The organism is Thermoplasmata archaeon, assembly GCA_035632695.1.
In the GTDB taxonomy this organism is placed as follows: Archaea; Thermoplasmatota; Thermoplasmata; order RBG-16-68-12; family RBG-16-68-12; genus RBG-16-68-12.
This window is the reverse complement of the sequence record DASQGG010000166.1, coordinates 1-15,452: the sequence shown is the minus strand read 5'-3', so window position 1 is coordinate 15,452 and position 15,452 is coordinate 1. Positions and strand designations below refer to the sequence as shown.

Below are 15,452 nucleotides of genomic sequence, written 5' to 3'. Positions count from 1 at the left end.
CGTGCTCACATCATGGTCCGGGCCGAGCGCGACGCAGCACATCCGGATTCCGGTGGGCGAGGGCATCTGCGGAGCCGCGGTTGCCGCGAAGGAGACCGTGCTGGTCCCCGACGTGAGCCAGGATTCGCGGTACCTCCAGTGCTTCCTGAACACGCAGTCCGAAATCGTCGTTCCCATTCTCAAGGACGGCAGCGCAATTGCCGAAATCGACGTGGATTCGGACCAACTGGGTGCGTTCGGCCCCACGGACCGCGACTACCTAGCCTGGGTGGCCGGCGAACTGGCGCGGGTCGTGTGAAGTCCCCCGGGCAGGTCCCGTGTATGGGTCTCGGATTGACCCACCTCGCTTCGTTCTTGTTCGACCCGTCGCGGAACCCCAAAGCGGAGGGCATTCCACCTCTTTCCGAAATCTCCATGGAGACGAACCGGCTACGCCTCCGGTTCGACGGAAGCCGACCCACGGAAGCCTATCGTCGCAAGGTCGAGGATCTCGTGTAGGAGCGGCAGAAGGATGGCCCGGACCAAATTCTGTTCCAGGCGGTGACCGCCGTCCGGCTGGGTCCCGGATCCATCGATCTCGAGTTCCACCCCGCGAAACCGCCCCCGATGCTCGAAGTCTCGCCGGCCCACCGCGTCTCCTGCTACCTGTACACCCCGGGGAAGGGGCGCGAGGGCGGCTGAACGCGTCTCACAGCCGGAATTCGCCCCAGACTTGGACCCACGTGCCGATCTGGTCCGACGTCGCCAGGTCGTACGTGGACATGAGGCGCGCCACGGAATGCGGGTTCGCGACCCGGTAGCCGCCCCGGTCCTCGGCGCGGGCGAGGATCCCCGCGTACTGCATCTTCTTGAGATGGTGGGACAGCGTCGAGGGCGATACGGGGACGTGCTCCAGGATCTCCTTGTGGGCCGCCGTGTCGCGCTCCATGAGGAACGCGAGCACCCGGAACGGCACGGGCTGCCTCAAGTAGGCCAGGATGCGCTTCTCCTCATCGGAGAGGGCGGGCCGGCTGCCCACGTCGCCGGGGCGGGATCGAGGGTAGTACCGCTTGTACTCGCCGTCCATGGTCCAAGACACGAGCTCGTTCCTCTCGAGGAACCGCAGGTGGTAGTCGGCCAGAGTGATCGAGAGGTTCAGGGAACGCGCGATCTCCCGCAGGTGGAACCCGGGGTTCGCGCGGACGTACTGGAACAGGTCGCGCCGCGTCTTGACGGCCAGCACTTCCTCGTCCATCACAACCCCGGGGGATCACCGTCGCAGCGTGAATCCGTAGAACAGGGCGAGGATCACCAGGTCGAAGACCGACGAGAGGACGAGGAGTTGGCCGAGGTCCTGCCAGCCTTCGAACAGGGCGACGGTCAGGAAGAGTCCCTTCGTGAAGAAGACCGCGAACGCGGCCGCGAGGACGATCAGGTGTGAGTCGCGGACACGCCGCCACGCGAGAAGGGAAATCGTGCAGAGCGCGAACGCGACGACCGTCACGGCGGCGAGCAGGATGTTGACGATGGCGACCATGCAAGGCCCGGGAGCGAAACGGGCCTTCGACGTTAAGGCTTGCTCACGGCGCCTTCCGACGTCTCCGGTTGACCAGGAGCGCGGTGCCCGCGACGACGGCGGCAATCCCGGCCAGGGAGGCCGAATAGACGACGGAGTCTCCGCCAAACTGGAGGGGCGAGCCTTGCGCGGGGTGGATGATGCTGTCGTACGCCGCGCTCACGATGCCCATCGTCGGGTCATGGACAATCTGCACGCGGAGGCTGCTCGACAGGGCTTTCGGGTACGAGAGGTACAGGTTGTAGTCCCCGGTCGTTTCGTTGAACGTCGGGCCCATGGGCGTCACGGTACCGTTGACACCGTTCACGGTGGCGAAGTTGGACCAAGCGAAGAACGCGGAGGAGGGAGGCGAACCCGTGGGGCTTGTCACGTTGACCGCCCGGTCTTCCGAGCTGAAGTCGTTCAGGTCGTCCCAACTCCGGTTGTTGAGCGCGACCCTCTGACTCGTGCTCAGGCCGACTTGCAGGGAGAGCCGGGTGGCCGGGGAGGTCATCTCGTGGTTGATCACGAACGTCAGCTTCGCTTCCATGGGCGTCAGGGTCTGTCCCGAGGGCAGGGCGACGAATCCGTCCGCGATCGTCAGGCTGAGGGTGATCTCCCCGTTGTTGCTGGGGATTTCGAAGGAGTTCACGTTGACACCGGCCGGTGTGCTCGTCTCCGTGTGCGAGATCGGATAGTGGCCGAACGCGCTTGGACCGAGCGGCGTGTACGCCACGACGCTCCCGTCCTCGAGGATTCCGTCGCCCGACGTATCGTTCCACTCGAGCAGCCCTCGGATGGCAAGGGTGTATTGGCTCGAGACCGGGCCGCCGGCCACGCGCTGGTAGACCAACGTGAGGCTCCCGTTCGCGTAGGAAATCTGGTACTCGTCCGGCGACGGGGCGTTCACCGAGGCGCTTTCGATGTGGAGGGACCGCGGCTCGCCCTCCGGGACGCCGTACCAAACCACGGATCGGCGCACGTCGGTCGGCATGCCCGTGGCCGCGACCGACGGTGTCGTCGCCCGCGCGGTCCTCGCCCCAACCACGACAGTCAGGGCCAACGCAGCGGCTAGCGAGAACGTGATGAGGACTACCGAACGGCGGCCGGCGGACATCAGGGCAACCCGGGCATTCGATTGGAGCGAGTATATAAAGAGATTATGGGACGCTTTGCGAAGGCGTCGCCCCTCCAGAAACGGCTCCCGATTCCGGCCCCCCAGGGGGACCTCGTGGAGAACGGGGGATCCTCACTCCTTGACGACCTCGCCGAAAGCCATCCGACGGTGCACCTTCGTGATCCGGACTTTCACGGCGTCCCCGATCTTCGTGCCGGGCACGAACACAACGAAGTTCTGAATCCGCGCGACACCGTCGCCCTCTCGCCCGATGTCCTCGATCTTCGCCTCGTACACCTTGCCTTCCTCAACGGGTAGGGAAGGGGGCCTGAAGCCCGCTCCGGTGAACGACATACACCCTCCTCGCCGCGGAGTCTCCACGACGTCTACGGTATTTATAAATGCGGTGTTCCGAAACCCACCCCGCGGCGTTCAGGCGTCCGTGTCCTCGATTTGGGAGGGGCGGGAAAGTCGGAGGGACAGGATGAGGAACACGACGCCTACGATCATCACGATGAGGCCCACGCCGAGGACGAGACGGTTCACGGGCCCGAACACGTCGAACTCGTTGTAGTTGAGAAACCCGATGCGCAGCACATCGTGCATCCAGTAGCCGAGGGCAATCCCTGGGCCGCCCAGGAGAATCAAGGCGATTCCCGCATAGTACAGGAACTTCTCCCGGAAGCCCGGGACCCGATCGGTCACCGGATTGGTTTCGGCGTCGTCGGCGGGCGTCGCGGAAAAGCTCTCCCCGCAGCGCGGACACTCGAGCGCGTCGGCCGGGAGCGCGGCGTGGCAGATGGGGCACGCATCCAACGAGGCGAGGGAGGCGGTCATGCCGTGGGTTGTCCTTGCGACGTGGCCGGGTATATGCGTTTCTTCCTCCCTATCCGGTTTGAGAAGGACGACCGTCGAAGGCGGTCCCGGTATTCTGGACGCCGAAGGTCCGGCATCGGTGCCGCGGACGTGGGTCACGCCTCGAAGCGGGCCCCGCAGACGCAGCGGACGGCGTCCGCGGTGACTTCGGCACCGCAGAGCGGACAGGCATACGAGACGTCCGAGGCAGGTTCTCGGCCGGCGGCGCGGCACGCGGAGCAGGCCGCATCTTGGGCGGGCAGGGGCGCGCCGCAGTCGGGGCACACGGCCACCGTGGGCTCGGCGGCGAATCGCACCCCGCAGACGCATTCGTCCGCGTCGTGGGAGACGAACCGGCCGCAGGTGGGGCACTGGAAGAGGGTGATGGTCTCCGCGTCGCGAACCGGATCGTAACGCCGCTCCGAGGACACGTCGTGAACCCGTTGGAGATCCTCGAACAGCTGCAGGAGGCTCCGTCGCGCCGCGGCGAGTTCCTCGTCGTCCGAGGGAACGGACGGCACGGACGCCACCGTGATCCGTCGGCTCGAGTACACGCCGCCCGTGCTCCCGGCGAACCGCGCGCCGCAGTACTCGCAGCGTTCCTCATGGAAGGGCGTCAGCTTCTTGCACTTCCAACACAGGATGCGCGGGGTCCGTTCCTCTCGGGTCTCGGCCTCCCGAATTCCGCCCGCATCCTCGTGGCTCAGTCGATGGACTTCCATGGGAACCGCCCCCGGAGGAAGTGGCCCGGTATCGCGGTCCTTGGTGATAATGGGGTCCACACGGCTGGCGCGATATGATAATCGGTAATGATTACGGACACCGCCACTCGGAGGGCCGGACGCCCAGAGAATCCTTTATAGCGCGGGGCGCGGTGGGCCCGGGCGCCATGGCCAAGATCCTCGTCTGCGTCGCGTGGCCCTATGCGTCGGGGCCCCGGCACCTGGGTCACGCCTGCTCCACGTTCATCCCGGCGGACGTGTTCGCGCGGTACCACCGGATGAAGGGGGACGAGGTCCTCATGGTCGGTGGCAGCGACATGCACGGGACGCCGACGACCGTGCGCGCGGACGAGGAGCGCGTCACGCCGCGGGAAATCGCGGAGCGGTTCCATGCCCTCCACGCAAAGAACATCGAGCAGCTCGGGGTGCGCTACGACCTGTATTGGAACACCGCGGCGGAGGACCACAAGAAGTGGGTCCAGGAGATCTTCCTGGCCCTCCGCGACAAAGGCCACGTCTACGAGGCCACGATGACCTCGCCCTTCTGCACCGCGGGCAATCACTTCCTCCCGGACCGCTACGTGGAGGGCACGTGCCCGAACTGTGGCTTCGAGCAGGCCCGCGGGGACCAGTGTGACAACTGCGGGCGCCTCTGGGACCCCTTTGACCTGATCGGTCCCCATTGCCGAATCCACGGAACGCCGCCAATCAAGAAAGAGACGCGGCACTTCTTCTTCCGCCTGAGCGCGTTCGAGGCGCCCCTGAAGAAGTGGATGGGCTCGGGGAAGGAGCATTGGCGCGGCCCCGTGCTCACCTTCGCGCAGAGCTGGCTTCGCGAGGGGCTCAAGGACCGCCCCGTGACGCGGGACATCGAGTGGGGCATCGAGGTCCCCGTCCCCGGATATGAGACGAAGCGAATCTACGTGTGGTTCGAGGCCGTCATGGGCTACCTCACGGCGACCAAGGAGTGGTTCAAGCTCCATGGGAACCCGGACGGGTGGAAGGACTTCTGGACGGACCCCAAGGCGAGGCACTACTACTTCGTCGGGAAGGACAACATCGTCTTCCACACGATCATCTGGCCCGCCATCCTCCTGGGCTATGACCGGAAGCTCGACCTCCCCTACGACGTGCCGGCGACTCAGTTCATGAACATCTCCGGGGAGAAGATGAGCGCTGGCCGCGGCAAGGGTGTCTGGCTCTCCGACCTGCTCGAGCGGTTCGATCCCGACCAGCTGCGCTATTACGCGATCGCGACGATGCCCGAGACGAAGGATTCCGACTTCGAGTGGGAGGACTTCGCCCAGCGGAACAACAGCGAGCTGCTTGCCGTGTACGGCAACTTCGTCCACCGCGTCCTGACCTTCGCGGACAAGAACTTCAACCATGAGATCCCGCCCTCGGGGTTCCTGGACGCGGCGGACAAGGCCATGGTCCGAGCCATCGAGGACCAGTGGAAGAAGGTCGGCCAGAACCTGGAGTACGTCCACTTCAAGGACGCGATCAAGGAAGCCATCCAGCTTGCTCGGCTCGGCAACCAGTACTTCGACCAGAAGGCTCCGTGGGATCTCGTCCGCAAAGACCGCGCCGCGTGTGGCACCGCGCTGCACGTCTCCCTCCGCGTCGCCCGGTCCCTCGCCCTGATCATGGCACCCTTCCTTCCGTTCAGCTCCCAGAGGCTCTGGAGCGCCCTGGGATACGACACGGACGTCCAGGCGCAGGGCTGGGACGAGGTGCTCGAGGACGCGCCCAGCGGCCAGAAGCTCCGTGTGGGCCGGCCCCTGTTCGCGAAGATCGAGCTGGGGGCGGAGCACGCGGAGGCCCCCGACGCGCGCTTCGACGTCCGCGTCGCGCAGATCCTAGACGTGAAGGCCCATCCCAACGCGGACAAGCTCTACATCCTGACGGTCGACTACGGCTCGGGCACCCGAGACATCGTCTCGGGAATCAAGAACGACTACATGCCCGAGCAGCTTCGCGGTCGGAGGATCGCGTACCTGGTCAACCTGCAACCCGCCAAGCTCCGGGGCATCGAGAGCCGCGGGATGCTCCTCGCGGGAGAGGACGAGCACGTGGTCGGGCTCGTACTCCCGCCGGACGACGCGCCGATCGGCACCCAGGTGCTGGGGGTCGCGGGCGCCCCCGAACTCCCATTCTCCGAGTTCCAGAAGTACAAACTCCGAGTGGGCGAGGAGGGCCGCGTATACTTCTTCGGACGCGACGAGACGGTCCGGATCCCCTTGAAGAGCGGTGACGCGTACCTCAAGGTGGACAAGGGACTCAAGGAAGGCACTTGGGTCCACTGAGCCGAAGTCATCGGGCGCCGGCTCCGCCTGGAGGCATGCGCCTTGCGTCCCTGGCGATCACCTCCCCGCGGAGGGCCAGCGCCCACGCCAGCGGGCGAATCAAGGGAAGCAGTTCGCATGCGACGTCGCTGAAACGGACCCCCGCCGCGGTGACGACCCCGTGGGCCACGACCCGCCCTTCCCGGTCGATACGGAGGGCGCCTCGCGCCATGCTCCCGATGTGGAAGGTCCGGTCCTCCCAGGTGAAGGTCGCCTCGCCGGCGTGGAACGGGACGCGAAGGAAGCGCCCGTATTGCTCGATGACCAGGAGGTCTTGGGCCGGCCGAAACAAGACCCTCGCGTCCTCCGACGGGGAGGCACCGTCGACCGCGTACCAGCCCCCCGTAGCCCGCAGGACCTTGGTCTTGACGCGGTCGAGCCAGATCCGACCGTCCCCCCGAATGCGACGTTTGACGACGAGGGCCACGCAAGGCGCCAGGGGCCATGAGCGATTTGGATGTTCGGAAACGAGTTCGCGGGACTAGTGGGCTGCGCCCGCGGTGCCCATGGCAATCCAGAACGTGATCGCGCGGAAGGCGAGTCCGACGGCGAGCTCGCGCGCAATGGGCTCCAGTTCGGGAGCGACGTAGCCGAGCCGCACGCCACTGAGCGTGACCCGCCCCGTGGCCACAGGTCGGTCCCCCCGGGACACGGTAACGTGGCCCCAGGCCATCGGGCCCACCCGGTACCGCTGCCCGCGGAACGTGAACGCGGTGCCCCGCCACCGGAACGGGATCACGGCCGAGGCGCCGGGCGACTCGATCCGGATGCGGTCCCGGAGGGCGTCGTAGCGGACACGCCCGCGCGGCCACGCACCGACGGACGGGACGGACACCCATCCGCCGCCCTCGCGCCGGATCGGATACTCCACCCCCTCCACAACGAGACGATCCCGCAGGATTCCGATCCGGGCTTCGAGGGTCACGGAGAATCACACGGCTACCCGACGGCATAAAGGGCCGCTGGGAATGCCCGGCTCCGATACCTTTTAGGACCATCGCCCTTTCTGCCGCCGCCCATGCTTCTGGACCTCCACAACCACACGCGGTACTCCCCCGACTCCCGCGTGGCGCCCGCGGAGCTGGTGGCCCTGGCGACACGCATCGGCATCCAAGGCATCGCGATCACCGACCACAATGCCGTCGCGGGTATCGCGGAGGCGGCAGCCGCGGCGAGCAAGGACTTTCTCGTCGTTCCCGGAATCGAGGTCTCCACCGCCACGGGTCACGTCCTGGGGTACGGCGTTCGCGAGGTCGTCCCGCGAGATCTCGGCATCGCGGAGACCGTGGAGCGAATCACCGCCCTGGGTGGCGTCGCGGTTGCGGCGCACCCGTTCCGGTTCTGGTCGGGCCTCGGGAAGAACGGACTGGACGCAGCGCGGTTCCCCGCCTACGAGACGGCGAACGCGCGCACCCTCCGACGCGGGAATGTGCGAGCGCGGGAGACCGCAACCTCCCGGAAGGTCGGCGAGACGGGCGGCAGCGACAGCCACTTCCTCGATGAGGTGGCCCGCGCAGTGACCGCGGTCGAGGCCGGCGTGGCCTCCGTGGACGATCTCCTCCAGGCGCTGGCCCGCGGGAAGACGCGGTCCCAGGGATTCGATCGGGACGTCGGTGGAACGCTTCGATACGTGCCGAAAGCCGTGGGAGAATGGATCGGCCGCGGGATGAAGCGGATCTGAACCTCAGAGATTGTCCTCGATCCGCCCGAGGTACTTCTCGATCGTCCGCTTGACGCCGCTGGAGTCAGCGGCCTTCGGCATGTGCAGGACCATGAGGGCCTTCGGGCCGCAGTGGACGATTACGAGCTTGCTCGCCTCGAGGTTGATCACAACGTTGTCGAGGACCTCCTTGAGCTCCGAGGTCGAGTTCTCCGCCGCGCCGAGGAGGATCGCGAACATGGCCGCGAAGGTCTCCACATGCACCCCGTGGGGGACGGTGCCCGCGATGTACGTGCCGTTCCGGGACACCAGGATGGCGTCCTGGATGCCCTCGGACGTCTCCATCTCGTGGAGGATCGTCTCGATCGCGGCGGTGTCGGCCATGGTCACGTCTCCCCGAGATAGCGCACCCGGGAGGGTCCGTGATTGAAGCGAGGGTCGATAAAACCTTTGTGCTGCCAGACTCGCGAGGGAAAACGACTAGAGGCCACGGAGGAGCTCGTGCATTGCCTTCGCCGCATCCACCGCGCGCGAGGCCGCGTCGATGCGCGCCTTCGCCTGCTTGAAGGTCATGCCTGGTCCCGTGATCCCGAGCCCCACGGGCTTCCCGGTGCGCAGACCGACGTCCATGAGCGCCGCAGCCGCGGTGTTCAGGATGACCTCGTCGTGCTTCGTCTCCCCTTGGATCACGGCGCCCAGAGCGACGACGCCGTCCACGTCGCTCCGCTCGAGCAGGCGTTGCGCAGCGAGCGGAATCTCGAACGTGCCGGGAACCCGCACGACGGTCGTCACCTTGAGCTCCTGCTCCTTCGCCCGGTCCAGCGCGCGCTCGACCATGGCGTCCACGATCTCCCGGTTGAACAGGGAGGCGACAATGGCCAGCCTCATGGCATCTCCAGTCGGATGGGGCCTGCGTCCGGATAGCCCTCGCGCTGCCCCGTGCCCGCGCGTGCCCGGATCGCCCCGGGGCGGAACAGGAGGTCGTACGCGTTGACCGCGTGCTCCCGCGTCCGTCGATCAAAGAGCCACGCCAACTTCGCCTCGTCCGCCGCCTCCTCCTCGTGGACCATCACGCCGATGATGTGCTTCCCCGTGGTCGCCTGGACCATCTGGAGGCCGAAGTCCGCCGCCAACGCGCAATCCTTGTCCACGGTCTGCCGGCCCACCATGCCCAGGGTGATCACGAGGTCCGCTCCCCGATCGAACAGGACCTTCGCGCCCGCGGCGAGATCCTTGATCCCGGGGACCGTGTACCGCAGTATCTCGAAGCCGCTGCCCTGTTTCTTCAGCTCGTCCACGGCCGAAGCGGCCATGTCGAAGCGGCTGAAGGAGGTGTCGACCACGCCGATCTTCTTCAGGCGGACGGCTTGCGTCCGCCTTCGACCGCCTGCAGCTTTTCTTGGAGCGCGAGCCATTCGGCCACCTTCCTCACGATCTTGCGGGTGCCGTCGAGGTCCCCCTCGAACTTGGGCAGGCGGACCACCTTCGTGGCCAAGCCTCGCTTCCGGCACTCCTCGAGGACCTTGTCCTCGTCGTGAATCTGATCGAACCCGAGGGCGATGACGTCCGGGCGGATCTCATCCAGGATCTCGTAGATGCTGCCCTCGTGGCCGAGGACCGCACGATCCACGGGCTTGAGCGCGGCAACCAGCTGGACGCGCGAGGCCTCCCCCATGATCGGCTCGTGCTTGAACCGCCGCGCCGTGCTGTCCCGCGCGACGACCACGACGAGCTCGTCCCCGAGGCGGCGCGCCTCGGTGAGGAAATGGACGTGACCCGTATGGAGGAGATCGAAGACCCCCGTCGCCATCACGCGGACCATGTCTGCCACGCCCGGACGATGTCCTGCCCTTCCAGGAACACGAGATTGTGGTCTCGTGCATATGCCTTTGCATCATTCCTGGCGAGGGCACGGTCGTCGTCCGCCATCATCTCGCAGATGGTGGCGCTGGGCGTGAGTCCGGCCATGATCATGAGGGCCGTGGTGAGCTCCGTGTGGCCTCGGCGGGCCACGAGGAGCGGATCGGTGGCGTTCAGCACGGGCACATGGCCCGGCGCACGGAACTCGTCCGCGAACACGTGCGCGGCCCAACCGTTCTCGCGCTTGACCGCCTCCGCCGCGATCGCGGCGAGGCGAGAGATCGTGTGGGCGCGGTCCTTGTCCGTGATCCCTGTGAACGTGTCCTTGTGGTTGACCGTCAGGGAGAACGTGCTGTGGCGGTCGTACTTCAGGTTCTCCGCGGACACCGCCTCGAGGATCGGGTACGTGTGCCCGGCGTCGCGCAGGACGTCGGCCATGAGCGGCAGGCCGATCTTGCGGTGGACGTCGCTCGAGAGCGTGACGCAGACGAGCCCGCCCGCCTCCTTGCGGAGCGTGCGGATCGCGGGCGGGGTGACGAACTGACTCGCGATCGTCAGGTCCGTCTCCTCCTCGCGGCCGTCGCCGTCGTAGACGAGGATGAACCGCCCGTGACGCAAAGCCGCGAGGGCTTGGTTCACATCGTCCATATGGCTCGACGAGGTTCGCGCGATATATCAACGTTGTTGTAAGAACCCGATATCTGGTAGTCATGCCCGATACGTAGGACTTATGCCGGCGCGCTCGTTCGTCGGCCCGTGCTCGAGCCGGAGACCGTCGCCAAGGTCGACAAGGGCGGCATGCGGGACATCATCGCCTCGTTCCCGGAACAGCTCACGGAGGGGATGCGTGCCAAGCTCGAATTCGCGTCGGAGCTGGGCAGGGCGAACCGCGTGTTCATCGTGGGCATGGGAGGCTCCGGGATCGCCGGCGAGGTGTTCGCCGCCTGGGTGGCGGACCGGTCCCGGATCCCGATTCATCCTGTCCACGACTACCGCCTCCCGTCCTACGTGACGCCGGGAGACCTCCTCGTGGCCGTCTCCTACTCGGGAGACACGGAGGAAACGCTCGCCGCGACGGCACAGGGCATCAAACTGGGATGTCGCATCGTTGCCGTGACCTCCGGGGGCGCGCTGGCGAAGCTCGCGCGGGAGGTGCGTGCGCCGCTCGTGGAGATCCCCGCAGGGCTCCCACCCCGAGGAGCCTTCGGCCACCTGTTCGGCGTCCTCCCGTCGCTCGGCGCGGAGTGGGTGTCCGGGAACCTGCGGGGCGAACTCGAGGCGGCGACCGTCCACCTGCGGGAGCTTCGGGGTCGGCTGCGGCCGGAGTCTCCGCTCCGGCGAAACCTGGCCAAGCAGCTCGCGACGAAGCTCCGAGCGGTCACGCCGATCGTGTACGGGGCACCGCCGTACGACGCAATCGCGAAACGCTGGCAGACTCAGCTTAACGAGAACGCCAAGCTCATGTCCTTCTCCTCGTCCCTCCCGGAGGCCGACCACAACGAGATTATCGGGTGGGCCTCGGACGCGAGCGCGCGGCGATTCGCCGCGATTCTCCTGCGGGATGCGGACGAGAGGCCGGAGATCCGCCGTCGCCTCGACGCGACCGCGACCCTGTTCGCTCGGTACGCTAGAGTGGAAGAGGTCCGGGATGACGATTCGCAGCTCCTCGGCCGCATGCTCGGCACGCTCTTCCTCGGAGACTACGTGAGCCTCTACCTGGCGACCCTGCGCCGGGTCGACCCCTGGCCCGTCGAACCGATCCGAGAACTCAAGGAGCGGCTCAAGCGGCTTCCCCGAGGAAAAAGCTGAACGCCGAGGGGGAGACTTTCAGGCAGCCGTCATCAGAGCGGCGGGGAGCCTTTTGAACTCCCGAGGCCTTGCGACCACCAGCTCTCCAGGCTGGCGCCCTACCGGACTAGGCGACCTCGGCACTCAGCGTCCGCACGATTGGCTCCGCGGTAATAAAGGTATTCGACCGCACGACTTGTCCATCAAGATGCCGGCGAGGCTTCGGCGGCCCGGAGGAATTCGGTGATCGCTGCAACGCATGCCTCGGTTCGGAAGAAGAGGATCAGGTGTCCTCCCGAGAGGGTGACCATCTGCGAGCCCATGATCTCCTCGTGCATCTCCTGCGCGTGCGGCAAGAGGGCTCGGCGGTCACGGGTCCCGTGGACGATGAGCGTCGGCACACGGATATCCGAGAGCCGGGCCGTGGCGTCGTAGTTCCTCGACGCCTCGCGCTGGCGCATGAAGGCGTAGTACGGCTGCGGATCCCGTCCGAGGCTTCGGAGCCCCGGAATCCGGAGCGCGACGGCGAGCAGGTTCCCGAACAAGCCAAGCTTCGCCGCCCCGCGTGCGGAGGTCGCGACCAAGACGAGACTCCTGACGAGGTCCGCATGCCGCAACGCCAGGTCGATGGCAATCCGCCCGCCCATGGACACGCCGAGGACGTTCGCTTGCCCGAGGTCCAGCGCAGAGAGGAGCCCAGCCGCATCGTCGGCCATCATCTCGATTGAATACGGCGCATTCGGCTTGTCCGTGAATCCGGCCCCGCGATTGTCGACTGCCACCACATGAAACGTCGTCGACAATCGGTCGATGACTCTGCCGTAGTCGGACACCCGGCTTCGAAGGCCGGGGATCAGGAGGAGCGGTTCACCCTGGCCATGCATCTCATAGTACATCCGGATGTCCCGGACTTGGAGAGTGGGCATCGGACATCCTTCAGCCCGAGGGCGATCCGCGTTCACCGAATGCGCGGGCCGCCTCGATCCGCTCGCTGCCCGGAGGATGGCTGTACAGCAGCCACTTCTCCCAGGACCTTGGGTGCGCAATACTCAGGTTCTGATCGTGGAGCCGGACCATGGCTCCTGCAAAGGCCCGCGAATTCCGCGTCACTTCAAGCGAGAACCGATCCGCGCCGGCCTCGCGGTGCCTCGACCACCACAGCTCAAGCGGCTCGAGAGCCGCGGACACGAGTCCGGCATACAAGACCAGGAGCGGAAGGCCCGCCGCGTCGGCTAAGGATGCGATGCCGAAAGCTGGATAGGTGGCCGTGTAGACGAATGCCGCGATGGACCACATCACGAACGAGATGCCCGCCCCCACGATCACGCCCGTCAGAGGGTCGCGATGCTTCTGGTGTCCGAGCTCATGGGCGAGGACAGCCTCAATCTCCTCCGGTGTGTACGCGTGCAGCATCGTGTCGGTGATCACGATGCGTCGCGTGCGGCCGAATCCCATGACCGCTGCATTCGAGCGTCGCGTCTTCGCGGAGGCCCCCATCTCGAACACCCCGAGAACGGGTACCCCCGCCCGGGCCGCGAGGGCTTCGAACCGCGAGCGAAGCGTGGGATTCTCGAGGGGCCGGAACCGGTAGAACAGGGGAGCGATCACGACGGGCGCAAGGAAGCCGAGCACCCACGTCACGAGGATCCCGAGGAGCCAGGCGAGCAGCCACCACGTCGTGGGGTACGCCGCCAAGAGCCAAATGACTACATTTCCCGCCGCGAGGATCGCGACCAAGCCGAGGGCATACGACTTGATGAGATCGGATACCCAGGACCGCCGAGACTGGGTCAAGAGCCCGAACGAACGCTCGAGTAGAAATCCGCCCACGTAGGCGTAGGGCCACCCAAGAGCGCTGCCGATCGTGTACACCACCATCAGGAACACGGAAGCCTGGCCCCACGAGGGCCATACAAACGTAGCGATCCAGGATCGCAGCGCAACGGACTCGCCGGCCAGCAGGACGGCCAAGTAGACGAGGAGCACGCCCGTGTGGGACCAGGAGTACCGTCGGCGCTTCCGACGCAGCTTGCGAGCGAGCTCCTGTCGCTCCTCGTCGAATCCCCAGGCGTCTGTCCCCATGGGAGCGTCACTTCCAGAGCTTGGGGTACGTCCCCGGATTCATGAGGACGCGAGCGACGTCCGCTGCCAGGCCGGACTTCGCGACGACGATCTCATCCGAGGTCATCATGGCCTTGGCCAGCGCGACCGCCTCGTCCTTCCCCGTGAAGATCCCGAGGGTCTGTCCGCGGCGGATGTGGGGCGACAGCCGGGCGACGCCGGGCACGTGGACATTCGCCCCGTGACAGATCGCGTCCACGGCGGTGTCCTTGACGACGACCTTAGGGAGGTGGGCGAGAAGCGCTTCCATGGGCTGGAGGAGCGCGCGCAGGGGGGCCTCGTCCTGCTCCTCCCGCCAGTAGACCAGAGCGTCGCGGAACGCGTTCAGGGGGCGCGCGTGGCCCTCGTCGAAGGAGGCGGTCCGCGTTCGGCGGAGATCAATCATGTTCGCCCCTACGCCGAGCGCCTCCCCCAGGTCCGCGCACAGCGTGCGGATGTAGGTCCCCGACTCGCACTGCACGCGGAACAAGACGTTGCGTCCCGAAGTCTCGAGGGCCTCCAATGCCTCGATGTGGCGCACGCGCTGCTCGCGGCGCACGGCGGACCGCACCGGCGGGACCTGGTAGATGTCCCCCACGAACCGTTCCATCATGGAGCGGATGCGCCGCGCGTCGACATCCTGGTGGAGCTGCATCACGCCGACGTATTCCTTGTCTCCCTCGAGGACGGCGTCGACGGCGCGCGTGGCGTCCGCCAAGGCCACCGGCAGGACGCCGGTCACGTGGGGGTCGAGGGTACCCGAGTGGCCCGCCTTGGGCACGCCGAACATGTCCCGCACCCAGGCACTGACCTGGTGGGAGGTCGGTCCCTGGGGCTTATCCACGACCGTGACGCCCAGCCGAATCCGCTCCTCGAGGCTTCGGTCCTCGGGGCGCGTGCCGTGCTTCGAATCGGGCGTCTCGTGGAGCACGAGGAGGTCGCTCATCCCTCCACCCGGGACCACACGATGGCGACGATCGCGTCCGGCGTCTTGTCCGAGGAGTCGATCACAAGGTCATAGACAGAGCGGTCGGCGAGATCGATCCCGTACAGCCTCTTGTACCTCGACCGCTCGGAGGCCTCGCGAGCCGCGATCTCGCGCTCCGCGGCGCGTGCGTCCTGGCGCTCGCGGCCTGACACGCGCTCCGCCCGGACCTTGAGAGCCGCGTCGATCATCACTTTGAGGCACGGCACGCGGCGGAGGGTGAGGAGATGGGCCTGGATACGCCCGTCCACGATCACGTCCCGGCCCAGGGAATCGAGGCGCAGGATCTCCTCGAGGACCGCGCGGTCCAGCGATCGGTCGATGTCGGGATCTGCTTCGGCCGCCTTCGAGAACGAATCGAGGTCCATCGCGCGGTCCTTCGCCATCTGGCGGAACTTGAGCCCCGCGGACACGAGGGCGTACGCGTGCGCCTGCGCGAATCGTTCCGCGACGGTCGTCTTGCCGCTTCCCGGGGGACCCCCGATG

The 15,452-nt window shown here is 66.7% G+C and carries 23 protein-coding genes and 1 tRNA gene; 6 read left to right on the top strand and 18 right to left on the bottom strand.

Annotation, left to right across the window (positions count from 1 at the left end; genetic code table 11):
* From VEY12_10425 to VEY12_10415, 3 genes are all read left to right on the top strand, one after another.
* On the top strand, positions 1–298 hold a 298-nt coding region (locus VEY12_10425; GenBank protein HYM40533.1), incomplete at its 5' end, for a GAF domain-containing protein.
* A gap of 23 nt (positions 299–321) precedes the next feature.
* Positions 322–498, top strand: coding sequence for a hypothetical protein (locus VEY12_10420; protein HYM40532.1), 177 nt, complete (start codon positions 322–324; stop codon positions 496–498).
* A gap of 42 nt (positions 499–540) precedes the next feature.
* Entirely contained in the window at positions 541–681 is a 141-nt protein-coding gene (locus VEY12_10415; GenBank protein HYM40531.1) for a hypothetical protein, read from the top strand.
* A 7-nt stretch (positions 682–688) separates the two neighbouring features.
* On the opposite strand, the gene VEY12_10410 is transcribed toward VEY12_10415, so the two are convergent.
* From VEY12_10410 to VEY12_10385, 6 genes are all read right to left on the bottom strand, one after another.
* Positions 689–1,234 (bottom strand): helix-turn-helix domain-containing protein, encoded by a 546-nt coding sequence (locus tag VEY12_10410; protein ID HYM40530.1) that lies wholly within the window; start codon positions 1,232–1,234, stop codon positions 689–691.
* 15 nt (positions 1,235–1,249) lie between these two features.
* A complete protein-coding gene (locus VEY12_10405; protein ID HYM40529.1) occupies positions 1,250–1,516 on the bottom strand; it encodes a hypothetical protein in 267 nt (88 codons plus the stop codon).
* 43 nt (positions 1,517–1,559) lie between these two features.
* The gene (locus VEY12_10400) at positions 1,560–2,528 is read right to left on the bottom strand and encodes a hypothetical protein (protein ID HYM40528.1); all 969 of its coding nucleotides are present in this window, start codon (positions 2,526–2,528) and stop codon (positions 1,560–1,562) included.
* Between the two features lie 255 nt (positions 2,529–2,783).
* A complete protein-coding gene (locus tag VEY12_10395; GenBank protein ID HYM40527.1) occupies positions 2,784–3,005 on the bottom strand; it encodes a TRAM domain-containing protein in 222 nt (73 codons plus the stop codon).
* A 78-nt stretch (positions 3,006–3,083) separates the two neighbouring features.
* Positions 3,084–3,488, bottom strand: coding sequence for a hypothetical protein (locus tag VEY12_10390; GenBank protein ID HYM40526.1), 405 nt, complete (start codon positions 3,486–3,488; stop codon positions 3,084–3,086).
* Between the two features lie 134 nt (positions 3,489–3,622).
* Complete coding sequence (locus tag VEY12_10385; protein ID HYM40525.1) at positions 3,623–4,228, bottom strand: hypothetical protein; 606 nt, start codon at positions 4,226–4,228, stop codon at positions 3,623–3,625.
* Between the two features lie 167 nt (positions 4,229–4,395).
* Between VEY12_10385 and metG the strand changes: the two genes are divergently transcribed.
* A complete protein-coding gene (gene metG / locus VEY12_10380) occupies positions 4,396–6,534 on the top strand; it encodes a methionine--tRNA ligase (GenBank protein HYM40524.1) in 2,139 nt (712 codons plus the stop codon).
* Between the two features lie 7 nt (positions 6,535–6,541).
* On the opposite strand, the gene VEY12_10375 is transcribed toward metG, so the two are convergent.
* Entirely contained in the window at positions 6,542–7,000 is a 459-nt protein-coding gene (locus VEY12_10375; protein ID HYM40523.1) for a hypothetical protein, read from the bottom strand.
* A 54-nt stretch (positions 7,001–7,054) separates the two neighbouring features.
* Complete coding sequence (locus tag VEY12_10370) at positions 7,055–7,498, bottom strand: hypothetical protein (GenBank protein HYM40522.1); 444 nt, start codon at positions 7,496–7,498, stop codon at positions 7,055–7,057.
* 93 nt (positions 7,499–7,591) lie between these two features.
* Here VEY12_10370 and VEY12_10365 point away from each other — a divergent pair, with 93 nt between their 5' ends.
* A complete protein-coding gene (locus tag VEY12_10365; protein HYM40521.1) occupies positions 7,592–8,254 on the top strand; it encodes a PHP domain-containing protein in 663 nt (220 codons plus the stop codon).
* Between the two features lie 3 nt (positions 8,255–8,257).
* Here VEY12_10365 and VEY12_10360 read toward each other — a convergent pair whose 3' ends face one another.
* The 5 genes from VEY12_10360 to ribB all read right to left on the bottom strand — a co-directional run bounded on the left by VEY12_10360 (position 8,258) and on the right by ribB (position 10,741).
* Entirely contained in the window at positions 8,258–8,617 is a 360-nt protein-coding gene (locus VEY12_10360) for a roadblock/LC7 domain-containing protein (protein ID HYM40520.1), read from the bottom strand.
* 96 nt (positions 8,618–8,713) lie between these two features.
* Complete coding sequence (ribH, locus tag VEY12_10355; GenBank protein HYM40519.1) at positions 8,714–9,121, bottom strand: 6,7-dimethyl-8-ribityllumazine synthase; 408 nt, start codon at positions 9,119–9,121, stop codon at positions 8,714–8,716.
* Entirely contained in the window at positions 9,118–9,576 is a 459-nt protein-coding gene (gene ribC, locus VEY12_10350; GenBank protein HYM40518.1) for a riboflavin synthase, read from the bottom strand. Before ribC ends, ribH begins: the two co-directional genes overlap by 4 nt.
* 11 nt (positions 9,577–9,587) lie before the next feature.
* Positions 9,588–10,055, bottom strand: a complete 468-nt coding sequence (locus VEY12_10345) for an adenylyltransferase/cytidyltransferase family protein (GenBank protein ID HYM40517.1) — start codon at positions 10,053–10,055, stop codon at positions 9,588–9,590.
* Positions 10,043–10,741, bottom strand: a complete 699-nt coding sequence (ribB, locus tag VEY12_10340; protein HYM40516.1) for a 3,4-dihydroxy-2-butanone-4-phosphate synthase — start codon at positions 10,739–10,741, stop codon at positions 10,043–10,045. The genes VEY12_10345 and ribB overlap by 13 nt, the downstream gene beginning before the upstream one ends.
* A 108-nt stretch (positions 10,742–10,849) precedes the next feature.
* On the opposite strand from ribB, the gene VEY12_10335 reads away from it, so the two are divergent.
* Positions 10,850–11,902, top strand: a complete 1,053-nt coding sequence (locus VEY12_10335) for a bifunctional phosphoglucose/phosphomannose isomerase (GenBank protein HYM40515.1) — start codon at positions 10,850–10,852, stop codon at positions 11,900–11,902.
* Position 11,903: 1 nt separating this feature from the next.
* Here VEY12_10335 and VEY12_10330 read toward each other — a convergent pair.
* From VEY12_10330 to VEY12_10310, 5 genes are all read right to left on the bottom strand, one after another.
* Positions 11,904–12,023 (bottom strand) — tRNA-Ser (locus VEY12_10330).
* A gap of 61 nt (positions 12,024–12,084) precedes the next feature.
* Positions 12,085–12,807 (bottom strand): alpha/beta hydrolase, encoded by a 723-nt coding sequence (locus tag VEY12_10325; GenBank protein ID HYM40514.1) that lies wholly within the window; start codon positions 12,805–12,807, stop codon positions 12,085–12,087.
* A gap of 10 nt (positions 12,808–12,817) precedes the next feature.
* On the bottom strand, positions 12,818–13,963 hold the full coding sequence (locus VEY12_10320; protein ID HYM40513.1) for a M48 family metallopeptidase: 1,146 nt from the start codon (positions 13,961–13,963) through the stop codon (positions 12,818–12,820).
* Positions 13,964–13,970: 7 nt separating this feature from the next.
* Positions 13,971–14,927 (bottom strand): RNA-guided pseudouridylation complex pseudouridine synthase subunit Cbf5, encoded by a 957-nt coding sequence (locus VEY12_10315; protein ID HYM40512.1) that lies wholly within the window; start codon positions 14,925–14,927, stop codon positions 13,971–13,973.
* On the bottom strand, positions 14,924–15,452 hold a 529-nt coding region (locus VEY12_10310), incomplete at its 5' end, for a cytidylate kinase family protein (GenBank protein HYM40511.1). The genes VEY12_10315 and VEY12_10310, both read right to left, overlap by 4 nt.

Bases quoted from the DNA above. Each gene is read 5' to 3' on its own strand.
- VEY12_10360 (HYM40520.1), bottom strand. From the start codon at position 8,617: ATGGCCGACACCGCCGCGATCGAGACGATCCTCCACGAGATGGAGACG.
- VEY12_10365 (HYM40521.1), top strand. From the start codon at position 7,592: ATGCTTCTGGACCTCCACAACCACACGCGGTACTCCCCCGACTCCCGC.
- VEY12_10390 (HYM40526.1), bottom strand. From the start codon at position 3,488: ATGACCGCCTCCCTCGCCTCGTTGGATGCGTGCCCCATCTGCCACGCC.
- VEY12_10410 (HYM40530.1), bottom strand. From the start codon at position 1,234: ATGGACGAGGAAGTGCTGGCCGTCAAGACGCGGCGCGACCTGTTCCAG.
- VEY12_10315 (HYM40512.1), bottom strand. From the start codon at position 14,927: ATGAGCGACCTCCTCGTGCTCCACGAGACGCCCGATTCGAAGCACGGC.
- VEY12_10320 (HYM40513.1), bottom strand. From the start codon at position 13,963: ATGGGGACAGACGCCTGGGGATTCGACGAGGAGCGACAGGAGCTCGCT.
- VEY12_10345 (HYM40517.1), bottom strand. From the start codon at position 10,055: ATGGTCCGCGTGATGGCGACGGGGGTCTTCGATCTCCTCCATACGGGT.
- VEY12_10395 (HYM40527.1), bottom strand. From the start codon at position 3,005: ATGTCGTTCACCGGAGCGGGCTTCAGGCCCCCTTCCCTACCCGTTGAG.
- ribB (HYM40516.1), bottom strand. From the start codon at position 10,741: ATGGACGATGTGAACCAAGCCCTCGCGGCTTTGCGTCACGGGCGGTTC.
- metG (HYM40524.1), top strand. From the start codon at position 4,396: ATGGCCAAGATCCTCGTCTGCGTCGCGTGGCCCTATGCGTCGGGGCCC.
- VEY12_10325 (HYM40514.1), bottom strand. From the start codon at position 12,807: ATGCCCACTCTCCAAGTCCGGGACATCCGGATGTACTATGAGATGCAT.
- VEY12_10405 (HYM40529.1), bottom strand. From the start codon at position 1,516: ATGGTCGCCATCGTCAACATCCTGCTCGCCGCCGTGACGGTCGTCGCG.
- VEY12_10400 (HYM40528.1), bottom strand. From the start codon at position 2,528: ATGCCGACCGACGTGCGCCGATCCGTGGTTTGGTACGGCGTCCCGGAG.
- ribH (HYM40519.1), bottom strand. From the start codon at position 9,121: ATGAGGCTGGCCATTGTCGCCTCCCTGTTCAACCGGGAGATCGTGGAC.
- VEY12_10420 (HYM40532.1), top strand. From the start codon at position 322: ATGGGTCTCGGATTGACCCACCTCGCTTCGTTCTTGTTCGACCCGTCG.
- VEY12_10385 (HYM40525.1), bottom strand. From the start codon at position 4,228: ATGGAAGTCCATCGACTGAGCCACGAGGATGCGGGCGGAATTCGGGAG.